The following is a 12,418-nucleotide window of genomic DNA, read 5'->3' as shown; positions in this document are numbered from 1 at the left end:
CAGCTTCAATCATTGGCACAATTGAATCTAGTTTATGTGCGGATAAATTATCCATTACTACCACTGCTCCTGACCATAAATGTGGCACTAAAAATTTCTCAATAAATAATTCAAATGCAATGCCATCCATTGAACCATTCATTGTCATTAATGCAACTACTTTTTTAATACTAATTGCTCCAATTACTGTAACTTTTGAGCCTCTATAAAAAGGGTTAAGAGAGTAAGCTCTTGTTCCCATTTGTGAACGGGCATGAGTCCTCATTAACCCAAGTAGGACACCAGTTTCATCCAGAAATACTAAATTTTCTGGCTCTATATGTTTGACCTTTTCCCAATAATCTAATCTTAAATTCAGGACTCTTTCTGTCCCTGCTTGGGTACTCCGCTTCGTTTTTTTTTCCGATTTAATCCTAATTTCTGTAACGCACGACACATTGCACTTTGACCTACCCAATTGCCAGTCTTGTCTGCAAATAATTCACACAACTCTATCAATGTTGCATCTGGATATGATTCAACTAATTCTCACGGGCTCTATGTCAGCATTTGTTAAATGACTAAATTGTGGCTTTCCTCGCGGCTTGGATTGTAAATTTCCTTCAAGTCTTTGTTGTTTTACAAGCTTTTGTACTAAACTCTTTGAGACGGAAAAGATGTTAGCCACTTTCCTGATTGAGATGTTTTTCTCAAGATGTGCTGCAACTATTTTTTCTCGAAGATCGACAGAGTAAGACTTCATTTAAAACTATTTATATTTTAATCTAGTGTACCTCATAATAGACGCAAGTGCTGTATCTTCAAAATCCTCAATCAGTTTTACCAATAATTCCAACAAATCATCTTCTTCAGGAGTCAGATTAGAACGAGAAAGCAGTTTTTCAACAGTTTCTAAAAACTTTTCGTTTTCCTCTTCTGTCTTAATAATCCGAGGTTGATGTTGAGACAGCAATTGGCTGTAAATATCTGAGTTAAAAGTAAGGGTCATTTTTCCAATAGCTAATTAGCTCTCTCCTCCCCTTTGCCAAAACTGCCGTAAAATTTCCCCTGGCTTTCGATCCCATGTGTCGATATGCTCGTATATCAAATTATCTTGGTTGAGTTTATAAGTTGAATAGCCATTAAAAAGCAAACCTGCTTTCCAGGGGACGCGCAACACCCCCCGCACCGTCCACTTTGCTAAAATCGTATCTTCGGCTGACTGAGATACTTCATGTACATCAAAGTAAATTTGGGTAAAAAATAGCCGAGCATGAAATCGCAATGTCCAAAATATAATTCGATAGTTAAATTTGTATTTAAATGTATTTACCGGGTCTTTAAAATAGATATCCTGTGTATAAATGTGATATAAAATATCTTTTTCAAAAAGTGTTGGTAAATCTTCTTTTAAAGTTTTAATTATCTGTCCCACCGATAATTGAGATTCCACGCCCATTTTTCCTTAAAAAATCTTTTTGAACAACTGTTGCCAAATTGAAGATGTACTCTTGTTAATCACACCACCCGCACTCAAATCTGACAGAGTGGGAAATGATGCAGACTTAGCATAAGGCCCATTTCGTAAAACTTTAGCTAGGGTATTGTTATTTTCGCGCAAACCTTCGTAAAAAAATAATACCTCTCCTTGAATGCCAAGTTGGCGATTGTATTCAATTGCCTGCACCAGATATTCTGGACTAATAGAATAACTGCCAAGCTTCATCAATATTCCCGGCGCTAACTTGGGCAGCGTCACATCTGTAAACTGCTGGTTTACTAGTTTATCAGCGATCGCAGCGTAACTCCTAAAGTCACGGCGATAAATCTGCGGCTGAATCATATCAACTATTCCTCGCTTTAGCCATGCGGGTGAATCTTGCAGATATTCCTGGAATGCCCAATCATAGATATTAGGTGCGATCGCTACTAGCAAATTAGGATTCACTCCTTTTACCTCCCGGTAGAGACGCGCCAAAAACTCAGTCAGAATATCTGCACGCCACTGTAACCATCGCCTATCCTTGGGGTTCTGTGGTGGATTGCGATCGAATTCCTGGCGATAGCGGGTGACAGTTCCCTCATCATAGCCACCTTCACAGGGGAACGCTGGCAAGCGATCGTCACCTTGGATACCATCCACATCGTAATTATTCGCAACTTCCAGCACCAAGTTCAATAAAAATTCCTGCACTTGGGTATCGAGGGCATTTAACCACTCAAAGCCGTTTTTCTTCAGTAAGTTGCCGTTACAATCACGCGCAGCCCATTCCGGTTTTTTCTGTAAAAGTACACCACCATTTAAATTGTAGGAACTGGCAAAACCGTATTCAAACCAAGGAATAACTTTCAACCCAACTCGCCGCGCTTCAGTCACCACTTCTTCTAAAGGGTTGCGGTCTACAAACATCGGGTCAATTTCGACTCCAAAAGTCTGCCGCATTGTTTGACTGGGATACAAAGTTACTGCTTTGTTCCAAACAACGGGAAACACCACATTAAATCCTGTCTCGGCCAAGAAATCCATCGCCTCAGCAATGCGTTTCTTTGACCTGAGAACTTTACTATCAGTAGTGGTCAGCCAGATACCACGGGTTTCTATTACTGCCATTTCTATAAATTGAAATTCTCGGTACTACACCATCTAAACATTGACTACCCGACGATACCGTGCTTGTATTATTGTGTAAATTCCATAGGCAACTAAACCTAGTGCCACAATACCCAAAAGCCATGCTCCGTTAGGCTGTTGCGCTAACGTCTGTAATACTTCATCCAAACCTTCTGCGGTGGCGGCGTTTGACTGTCTTGCTGCTTCAATTAAAAACCAACCGATAATACAAAATACTATACCCCGTGCCGCTAAACCAAATCTGGAAATTCTCATTATCCATCGGGCTTCTATGTTACTTAACTCAGTTAAATTGAGTTCTTTACGAAATTTTCCACTAAAAGCTTTATAAAACTGATAGAAGCCTAGAGCAATTACAAACGCCCCCAAAGTTCCAACTAACCATTGACCAAAGGGTTGAGAAAGCAAACGTGCTGTCCAATCTTCAGTAGAATCACTACTATTTTTACTGCTACCTGTACCCATAACGATTTGCACAGCACTTAAGGCTAAACTTGCATAGATCAAGCCATTAACTGCGTAACCAATTCGCACTGCCAAACCTTTGGCATCGTTACCTTTATTTTCTGGGTCTTTAATTGCCTGTACAAAACGCCAGATTACGTATCCAATCAAGCCGATTGCAACTAAAGCCAGCAAAAATTTTCCAAATGGCTGGTTGACAATTGTTTGGAGAGCGCCTTGGGTATCAGTTGTTTTACCACCCCTGCCAAAAGCCGCCTGTGCTGCCAGTAGTCCAACTATACCGTAAACTACTCCCTTGGAAACATAGCCAAATCGTCCCAGTCGCTCAACCCACAATGAAGCATGGTTTGTCAACTGTTGTGTCATGGTAGTTGGAGAATAATTATATCTACCTTTTACCAAAATTTACCCACGATTCACATCTATCTCAGGGCAAATTGTCTAATTATTTTGTAATAAATCACTATTGTAGTAATGTCTTTTAATAGATGTGAGGTTCCTAAAAATCATATTACACTTATTAAGTAAAGTATTATTATTTAGTGTTTTATAATGCTGAATTGGGATTAATTATGTCTCTAATAGAAACTTCTTGTAAACACGAATATATAACTACTAATGGGGTGAAGCTACACTACGTCACCCAAGGTGAAGGCCCCTTAATGCTGATGTTGCATGGTTTTCCTGAATTTTGGTATTCTTGGCGGCATCAAATACCAGAATTTGCCCAAGATTTGAAAGTAGTTGCCATTGACTTACGGGGCTACAACGACAGTGATAAACCAAATGAGCAACTAGCTTATGTAATGGATGAATTTATCAAAGATGTTGAAGGAGTAATTAAGGGATTAGGATACCAACAGTGTGTATTAGTTGGACATGATTGGGGTGGTGCGATCGCTTGGGCTTTTGCATACACTCATCCCGAAATGGTAGAGCGATTAATTATCCTTAATCTGCCTCATCCTGCCAAATTTGCTCAAGGCTTACGCACTCCCCAACAGTTACAGCGTAGTTACTATATCTTCCTCTTTCAACTCCCCTGGATGCCAGAATTATTCTTACAATCTTCAGACTACCAAGCGATTGAAACAATTTTTAAAGGTACAGCAATTAACAAGAGTGCTTTCACACAAGCCGATATTGACGCGTACAAAGATGCTGCTGCAAAACGCGGGGCCCTGACAGCAATGTTGAACTATTACCGCAATATTTTTCAGCAGAGAATGTTAAATCCAAATTGGGGCGTTCTGGAAGTGCCAACACTGATGATTTGGGGAGAAAATGACACTGCACTTGGCAAAGAACTAACCTACGGCACCGCAGCCTATGTCAGGGATTTTCAAATCAAGTACATTCCTAATTGTGGCCATTGGGTGCAGCAAGAACAGCCGGAATTGGTTAATCAGTATATGCGAGAATTTCTGAGGACTTAAGCTAAAACATCAAACCGCAGAACGGAGTCATTAGTCATTAATTATTAGTCATTAGTCCAAGAGAAACCACGCCCACTCTGGAACGTGGTTTGAATTAATCCGATGAAAGACAAAGTTTTTTCACCCACCGTAAAAGCAAATTCAGGGCATCGCAAGGGATGGGGTATACAGCAATGACTAATGACTACTTAATCAATTCATAAAGTATAAATACTTATCAAACCAGCTATAGCGAGTAGCGTTAGCTTTTACTTTTAAAAGATTTAATAGTGATTTAACACTGGCAGTTTTTGAGGAATTATTGGGTAAGAGCGCCAAAAATCCGAATTAATGGCATTTGCGACATCACTTAATATCTCTGTTTCAGATCACAACTAACCTGTCAGAAGATAGATTGTCATAAGATAGATTGACCTTACGAAGTTTAGTGAGATAATAGAAGTGTGAGGGACAGAACGGACGCAACTCGATATATTAAGGGGGAAAATTATGAAACTCCAGCTATTAGCGGCCATGGCCTTAGCAACACCCCTATTTTTCGCTAGCTCGGTTAGAGCCGAGAATCCACAGGATTTACAAAAGCTGCTTTCAACTGGGGAATGTGTTAAGTGCGAACTATCAGGAGCTAACCTCAGTGGCGCTCATTTAATTGGTGCTGACTTGAGAGGCTCGAAGCTCCAAGGAGCCAACCTTGTAGGAGCTAACCTCGAAGGTGCTGACTTAACTGGTGCAAACTTGGCAGGTGCTAACCTAACATCTGCTTATGTAACCAATGTGAATTTGAAGCAAGTTAATCTCAACGGAGTAAATTTTACTCGCGCTACGATTCACGATTCTAATGTGTATCAAGCATCAATGAACGATCTTAATCTTACTGATGCACAAGTATTTAACACTGGAATCGGGATTGGTGGAGAAGATGCCGAAATTCCCGATTGGAAATAGGCCCAACTGAGTACACAAGTCCACATCAATACAACATAGGTTTTGGCGGGTTTTAAATCAAGTAAACTAGTTTGTTGCCAGAATTATCCTTAAAACCGGCCTCCACAAAAATATAAAAATAAATGAAACCCCTCTGCGTTGTAATCACTTTACTATGGCAAAAGCAGAGGGGGTTTCTTTTTGCGATCGCACTGATATCCACACAAAAAAGTGCAATCAAAATCTAAAAATCTTTACTATTTCCCATTAAAGGACTTTACTGCCCCTAACTGAAAATCAGGGTTTCGGCTATTACTTGCGTAAGTTGTCTATAGCATAAAGAGGGTTTTTTCACAAGATGCAGCCGGATGCAATTGATTTGGCACGATTTTTGCATAAGAGTATTTTGACCCCTCCATAGCTGACAAAATATCACTAAAGACTTATGCAAAAACAGCGAAAACCGAGTAATAAGAGTTTGCGATCACTTTATTACTTGAATGTGTTTCTCGCAGATGTGCGCGATGGTGTTGGGCCATATTTGAGCATTTACCTGAAAGCTTCAGCAAATTGGAACCCAGCCCAGATTGGCATGGCGATGTCAGCTTCGGCAATTGCCACAGTTATTGCTCAAACACCGGCTGGTGCATTGGTTGACAGGCTACGTCAAAAACGGATGTTGATTGTACTGGCGGCTGTGTTTGTTTCTATCGGCTGTATTGCTATGGGGTTGTTCCCAAATTTGCCTGTTGTCATCGGTTCTCAGATTATGATTGGGATTGCTGCTGCAATTTTCCCACCTGCGATTACTGCTATTACTCTGGGACTCGTAGGACATGAGAGATTAGATAGGCGGGTAGGTCGTAATGAAACATTTAACCACACAGGTAATCTGCTAGCTGCAACTCTCGCTGGTTTAGTAGGTTACTTTATTGCACGCAAGGCAATATTTTTCCTGGTTGCAGCTATGGCTGTGGGCAGTATTATTTCAGTGAGAATGATTCGTGAAAGAGAGATTGACCACGAATTAGCGCGTGGAGATGGTGAAGAGGGCGAAGAAGGCCAAGAGGAGGATAATGAAAAACCTCAGCAGCCCTATGAAGGCATATTGCAATTATTAAGCGATCGCAAAATCTTATTCTTTACTATCGCAGTAGTTCTGTTTCACTTTGCCAATGCTGCTATGTTACCGCTAGTTGGTCAAGAATTGGCACAGGGTAAAGGGACAAGTGACACAGTTTATATGTCTGCTTGTATTATTGTGGCTCAGTTAGTCATGATTCCAGTATCTAACTTGGCTGGGCGTTTCGCACATACAGCCCGAAAACCCATATTTTTGCTTGGCTTTGCCGTCTTACCGATTCGAGGAGTGCTGTATACACTTTCGGACAATCCCTATTTTCTCGTTTCTGTGCAAATTCTGGATGGTATTGCAGGTGGGATTTTTGGTGTGCTTTCGGTGTTGATGGTAGCTGATTTGACTAAAGGCACGGGACGCTTTAATGTTACCCAAGGGATGCTCAACACTGCTATTGGTGTTGGTGCGGGTTTGAGCAACGTGTTGGCTGGGTTTGTAGTTAAAAGTGCTGGTTACAATGTTGGTTTTTTGATTTTAGCAGCGATCGCAGTTGTGGCTTTAGCAGTTTTTTGGTTCTGTGTACCTGAAACAAAAACAGGAGTTAATAGAAAGGCATCACCTCAAACCGCTTCGGGGAGTCATTAATTATTAGTCATTAGTCATTAGTTATTAGTCATTAGTCCAAAATAAACACGTCCTCTCTTTAACATGGCTTGAATTAGTCCCATGAAAGACAAAGTTTTTCCACCCACAAGAGGCGAGGTATGCACTAAAATCCAATGACCAATGACTAATGACCAATAACCAATGACTACTTAATCAAAAGCATCTAGCGAAATCATGATTGTTTTCAGATACATCATCATTGGGCTGACTTATATCGGTTTGGGTTTAGGATATCTCCCTGGTTTGCGGATGAACCGAGCCAGTATTGCTTTAGTTGGTGCATCTTTGCTGATGGCATTCGGGGTATTAGACCTCAAAGAAGCATGGCAAGCGATAGACTATAAAACGCTGATTTTCCTGTTTGGCATGATGGTAATCAGCACAAACTTAGCTTACGCTGGTTTTTTCCAGCTAACCCTTGATACAGTTACACACTTTACTCGTAGCCCTTTGGGTTTGCTAATTGTTTTAACTTTCGGCAGTGGAATTCTCTCCGCTTTTTTTCTAAACGATACCATCGCTCTAATTTTGACTCCTTTGGTTCTCGGTTTAACCCAAACTTTGAACCTGAATCCGATTCCTTACTTACTTGCCTTGGCGGGAGCAACTAATCTGGGTTCAGTAGCTACCTTAAGTGGTAATCCGCAAAATATTTTGATTGGTTCCTTCTCTGGTATCAGCTATCTCGATTTTGCGAAAGCATTGACTCCCATCGCATTAGTAAGTTTGTTAATCCAAATTGGGTTATTGTGGTGGCTTTATCCTGATGTTCGTTCTACTAAATCTTGTCCGAGTGTAACCCCCGTGCGTTACCGCATATTTAAACCGTTGCTTACTAAAAGCCTATTGATAACAGGAGGACTATTAATTGCATTTTTAATTGGGATACCTCCAGCCCAAGCAACACTCGTAGCTGCTGGTTTACTGTTCATTACTAGGCGAATCAAACCGCAACGAGTTTTAAATAAAGTGGATTGGGATTTACTGGTGATGTTTTCTGGGCTATTTGTTGTTACCGCTGGAGTAGAAAAATTAGGAATATTGAATTTATTTAGCGGTTTAGTTTATAATCCCCTGAACATATTAGGAATTACTGCTCTGCTTTCAAATTTAGTTTCTAATGTTCCAGCAGTATTGTTACTACAACATTTAATTCCCCATCCAGACACCAAAACCTGGTTACTATTAGCAGCAGGATCTACCTTAGCAGGTAATCTAACTTTGTTAGGTTCAGTTGCTAATTTAATTGTTGCTGAGGCTGTTGCAAAACTTGGTTATCAATTGTCATTCTGGGAACATCTGCGTTTTGGTCTACCGTTAACTGTCGTGACTCTCATCCTGGCTTATTTTTGGATTTAGGGACTTCCAAATAAAAAAATACTCAAAAAACCGGCGAAAAAACTCTCTCCTTCCAATACGGTTCGGATAAGGTTTTTTGATAACACGCCGCTAATTGCAAAGACGCGATAAATCGCCGTCTCCACAAAGGACTGATTATTGTAGAGACGGCGATTTATCGCGTCTCTTTCCTTAACCCAAGCGTATTGCCTTAGTCATTAGTCATTCGTCAACAATCAAACTTAAAATTTCAGGCTCAAAGCCGCAAGGTTCAAGCTCAAAGGTGCAACTTCGAGGCTCAAAGGCGCAATGTTCAGGTTCAAAGGCTCAACGTTCAGGCTAAAAGGCTCAACGTTCAGGCTAAAAGGCTCAACGTTCAGGTTCAAAGCCGCAACTTCGAGGCTCAAAGGCGCAACGTTCAGGTTCAAAGGCTCAACGTTCAGGCTAAAAGGCTCAACTTTTTGCAATAGTACTTGACAATTTTGCTTTGACTCTGAAGTATTACCAATACAATTTGCTATTTCTTCTAAATAATTTTTAACTAGTAGAAAAGCTAGGCTTTCAGGCTGGTTTTTGAGTTGTATTAATAGACATTCTTGTAGGGAGCGTGTACCAATTCCAGGTGGATCTAAACTTTGGAGAATAGGCACAACAGCTTCTAATTCTTTTGCACTCCAGATACTACCATCTGCCCAAACTTCTGGAGTTTCTTCTAAATAACCGGAGTTTAATAACCACTGAGTTAGATAGGTTAAGGTTTTACGTTGTCTTGATGGGATTGATAAAGCTGATATTTGTCCGAGAAGATGCTCACTTAGGCTTAATTCCTGGGCGATGGGATTGTACCAATTAGGTTTAATATCGTCTAAAAGTACTTCGCTGTTATGGAAATCAGAATTTTCTACTATAAATGGATTGTGTTTACATTCTTCTCGAAGATGATCGAATACTCGTTTTCCATCCCACGGTAAGAAGCGAACTAAGTACTGTAAGGTTGGGTAAATAACGGTTTGAGTTTCTAGGTGTGTTTCTAGTGTAGATGCTGAGTTTAAGGAATTCATGATACGAACCGCAGAGGCGCAGAGGACACAGAGAGTAGGAAAAATCGTTAAGTGCTATAAATTCCATTGTTTCTTTTTTTGTTCAAAGCTTTCGACTGAAATTCCTAATGCTTTGTGGGGTTGTTGGGGATAAAGTGCTAAAGCATGGCGGATAAAGTTTATTTCTAACTGAGCGATCGCTTGTTCTAAGTTCAGATTCATCTGATGTTCTTGATTAAAAATGAGATGCTCTGGAAGAATGGTTCTTCCTCCAGAAAAAACTGCTGCTCTCTCTAAAGTATTTTGCAGTTCTCGCACATTTCCTGGCCAAGCGTAATCTTTCAGTTTTTCTAGGGCGGTTGAGGTGATTGCTAAATTTTTAATTCCGTTTCTTAGGGCAATAGAACTTAGAAAATGTTGGGTAAGTTGTTCTAAATCTTCGGGGCGATCGCGCAAAGGTGGTAATTCAATTCGGACTACATTAAAGCGATAGTATAGGTCTTCTCGAAACTGATTGAGGCGAACTAATTGCTCTAAATTCCGATTGGTAGCAGCTAAAATGCGGACATCTACAGTTTTGGTTTGGTTACTACCCAAACGCTCGAAGGATTTATCTTGTAATACTCGCAACAATTTCCCTTGAATTATCTGGCTCAATTCTCCGACTTCATCCAGAAAAATTGTACCGCCATTGGCTTGTTCAAAACGACCAATTCGCAAGTGATTCGCTCCAGTGAAGGCTCCTTTTTCATGACCAAATAATTCTGCTTCTAATAAATGTTCTGGAAGGGCTGCACAGTTAACTTTTACCAAAGGGCCGCGACTGCGAGGGCTAGCATTATGTAGTGTGGAGGCGACTAACTCTTTGCCCGTACCTGATTCGCCGACAATCAAAACTGTGGTGTTTCCTTGGGCAAGTCTACCAATGAGTTTAAAAACTTCTGCCATTTTAGGCGATCGCCCCAACAGTTCTTCTGGCTGTCCGAGAGTTTGGATATTTGCTTCACCAATTTGCTCGGCTGATGCTTGAGAATGAGCTAAAGCTTTTTGCGCCAAGTTGACTAAATCTTCGAGATCGAAGGGTTTAGTTAAGTAATCATAGGCTCCCAATTGCATAGCTTCAATGGCTGTACGACTTGTACCATAAGCTGTCATCACAATGACTGGCAGTTCAAATAGAGTCTTACTACCTAAAGCTTTTAAAACAGCACTACCCTGAGTTTTGGGCATTTTCAAATCTAGAAATACCAAGTCAGGACGAGATGTGGTATCTTGTTGAATTATCTTCAGTCCTTGTTCTCCGTCTCCCGCCTCTACTACGTCGTGGCCTTCATCTTTTAAAATCTGCGCCATTGCTTGACGCAAAGCTTTTTCATCATCAATAATCAAAATCTTAGCCATCGTTGTGATTCTTCGGTAAGTAAACGCTAAAAACGGTGCAACCCGGTTGAGATTTGAAATCAATATGCCCTCCGTGTCGGGTGACAATCTCGTGGCTAATTGCTAAACCTAAACCTGTTCCTTGAGGTTTTGTGGAATAAAAAGGATCGAAAATGCGATCGCGTTCTTCTGGTGCTAAACCTGCGCCAGTATCTTTTACCCAAGTCACTAAGTAGTCTTGCTCTTGACTTACACCAACCTCAACTTCACTTTCCGGTGGACTGGCTTGGATAGCATTTAAGATTAAGTTAACCATCACCTGTCCTAACTCTCGGTGGCGTAGTGGTACTTGGGGCAAGGGTTCAGCAGCAGAGCGATAAAAAAGCGTTACTCCCTGTTCTTCGGCTTTGAGACGTAATAGAGAAACTGATTCAAAAGCGATCGCTTCTAGGGAAGTAATTACCATTTCTTCCTGCTGATTTTGGTCAAAATACAATAGCCGTCGCACCAGCATCTCTAAACGGTCTACTTGTTCTAGTAAGCTAGCGATCGATAAAGTTGTAATTCCCTGCTTTTTTAATTGCCGTTCTGTATATTGCAAGTTGAGGCGCATACTAGCTAGGGGATTGCGGACTTCATGAGCTACCCCTGCTACCAGTTGTCCCAGAGAAGCCAAGCGCTCAACTCGGTGCAAGCGCTGCTCTAACTCTTGGCGGCGGTATTGCATACTATTAATTGCAGTTCCCAACAGTCCCATTTCTGCGGGTAGCGGAGGAATTAGCGAAGCTTTATCCTCTTCCATTGCTTTAATACTTTGCTGGAGTCGCTGCACTCCCCACTGAAGTTGTAAGGCAATATAAAAAGTCCAAACTCCCACGACTAAAATTCCTAAAACTACGAAAACACTTAAAACGTTTTGATTGCTATCTTCTAGATGAGGCATACGTTTCATCGTCCACACGGCTCCCCACAGAGGTAGGGGATCGGCACGCAGTACCAAGATATCAAGACCGGGATGCAGTACTAATTCTTGGGGTAAACCTTGGCTTGTGGCTCTCCGAGTCAATTGCAAAATTGTGTCTCGTTCAGCAGGAGGAATATCTTTTTTGGGGACAGGGCCTCCGTGGGTAGGATAGGCATAGCCTAAAAGCTGGTCTTGTTGAAGTAGATAAAATCCCCCTTCTACCCTTGGAAAAGCAGTTAGCGCATCGTTTGAAAGTTCCGCCAACGGTTTGCTTGACTGCTCACTTGGCTTTGGTGCTTGCCCAGGATTTGATTCCCAAAACAGCTTAATTAGTCTGGTGTTGGCAAAAGCTAATTCTCTCTGATTTCTGGCAACAACAGCACCTTCCAGACTTTGAAATAGTTGTACCACTAACCACAAAGCAGCTCCACTTAAACCTAAAAAAAGGATGCTGAGGATTGTTAGCTGTCGCCGCAGTGTCCAACGTTGAGGTAACACAATAGGTTGCATGGAATA

13 protein-coding genes are annotated in these 12,418 nt (G+C 41.1%); 4 read left to right on the top strand and 9 right to left on the bottom strand.

Features of this window, described 5'->3' with window-relative positions:
• The 6 genes from HWQ44_RS26620 to HWQ44_RS26600 form a co-directional block, all read right to left on the bottom strand.
• A partial coding sequence (locus HWQ44_RS26620) for a transposase (RefSeq protein WP_292724903.1) occupies positions 1-265 on the bottom strand: 265 nt, incomplete at its 3' end.
• A 252-nt stretch (positions 266-517) separates the two neighbouring features.
• Positions 518-742, bottom strand: coding sequence for an IS630 transposase-related protein (locus tag HWQ44_RS33670; protein WP_366931403.1), 225 nt, complete (start codon positions 740-742; stop codon positions 518-520).
• A gap of 6 nt (positions 743-748) precedes the next feature.
• Entirely contained in the window at positions 749-988 is a 240-nt protein-coding gene (locus HWQ44_RS26615; protein WP_292724897.1) for a transcriptional regulator, read from the bottom strand.
• A gap of 15 nt (positions 989-1,003) precedes the next feature.
• The gene (locus HWQ44_RS26610) at positions 1,004-1,432 is read right to left on the bottom strand and encodes a DUF2358 domain-containing protein (RefSeq protein ID WP_292724896.1); all 429 of its coding nucleotides are present in this window, start codon (positions 1,430-1,432) and stop codon (positions 1,004-1,006) included.
• Positions 1,433-1,444: 12 nt separating this feature from the next.
• Positions 1,445-2,590 carry a family 10 glycosylhydrolase gene (locus HWQ44_RS26605; RefSeq protein ID WP_292724894.1) on the bottom strand — a complete coding sequence of 382 codons (1,146 nt, stop codon included), beginning with the start codon at positions 2,588-2,590 and terminating at the stop codon, positions 1,445-1,447.
• Positions 2,591-2,623: 33 nt separating this feature from the next.
• A complete protein-coding gene (locus HWQ44_RS26600; RefSeq protein ID WP_292724892.1) occupies positions 2,624-3,442 on the bottom strand; it encodes a DUF1206 domain-containing protein in 819 nt (272 codons plus the stop codon).
• 206 nt (positions 3,443-3,648) lie between these two features.
• Between HWQ44_RS26600 and HWQ44_RS26595 the strand changes: the two genes are divergently transcribed.
• The 4 genes from HWQ44_RS26595 (at position 3,649) to HWQ44_RS26580 (ending at position 8,539) form a co-directional block, all read left to right on the top strand.
• Positions 3,649-4,512, top strand: a complete 864-nt coding sequence (locus HWQ44_RS26595) for an alpha/beta hydrolase (protein WP_292724891.1) — start codon at positions 3,649-3,651, stop codon at positions 4,510-4,512.
• Between the two features lie 489 nt (positions 4,513-5,001).
• Positions 5,002-5,457 carry a pentapeptide repeat-containing protein gene (locus tag HWQ44_RS26590; protein ID WP_292724889.1) on the top strand — a complete coding sequence of 152 codons (456 nt, stop codon included), beginning with the start codon at positions 5,002-5,004 and terminating at the stop codon, positions 5,455-5,457.
• Positions 5,458-5,881: 424 nt separating this feature from the next.
• A complete protein-coding gene (locus HWQ44_RS26585; protein ID WP_292724887.1) occupies positions 5,882-7,159 on the top strand; it encodes an MFS transporter in 1,278 nt (425 codons plus the stop codon).
• Positions 7,160-7,354: 195 nt separating this feature from the next.
• A complete protein-coding gene (locus HWQ44_RS26580; RefSeq protein ID WP_292724886.1) occupies positions 7,355-8,539 on the top strand; it encodes an anion transporter in 1,185 nt (394 codons plus the stop codon).
• A gap of 221 nt (positions 8,540-8,760) precedes the next feature.
• Here the strand turns inward: HWQ44_RS26580 and HWQ44_RS26575 are convergent, their stop codons facing one another.
• Genes HWQ44_RS26575 through HWQ44_RS26565 form a run of 3 tightly spaced genes read right to left on the bottom strand, consistent with a single transcriptional unit; the run spans position 8,761 to position 12,412 of the window.
• The gene (locus tag HWQ44_RS26575; protein WP_292724884.1) at positions 8,761-9,579 is read right to left on the bottom strand and encodes a hypothetical protein; all 819 of its coding nucleotides are present in this window, start codon (positions 9,577-9,579) and stop codon (positions 8,761-8,763) included.
• 54 nt (positions 9,580-9,633) lie between these two features.
• Entirely contained in the window at positions 9,634-10,959 is a 1,326-nt protein-coding gene (locus HWQ44_RS26570) for a sigma-54 dependent transcriptional regulator (RefSeq protein WP_292724882.1), read from the bottom strand.
• Positions 10,952-12,412, bottom strand: a complete 1,461-nt coding sequence (locus HWQ44_RS26565) for an ATP-binding protein (RefSeq protein WP_292724880.1) — start codon at positions 12,410-12,412, stop codon at positions 10,952-10,954. Before HWQ44_RS26565 ends, HWQ44_RS26570 begins: the two co-directional genes overlap by 8 nt.
• Positions 12,413-12,418: the final 6 nt, after the last annotated feature.

The sequence above is a fragment of the Nostoc sp. JL34 genome (genome assembly GCF_017114945.1).
In the GTDB taxonomy this organism is placed as follows: Bacteria; Cyanobacteriota; Cyanobacteriia; order Cyanobacteriales; family Nostocaceae; genus Nostoc.
The sequence above is the reverse complement of the archived record's forward strand: the minus strand, read 5'-3'. Positions and strand labels throughout refer to the sequence as shown.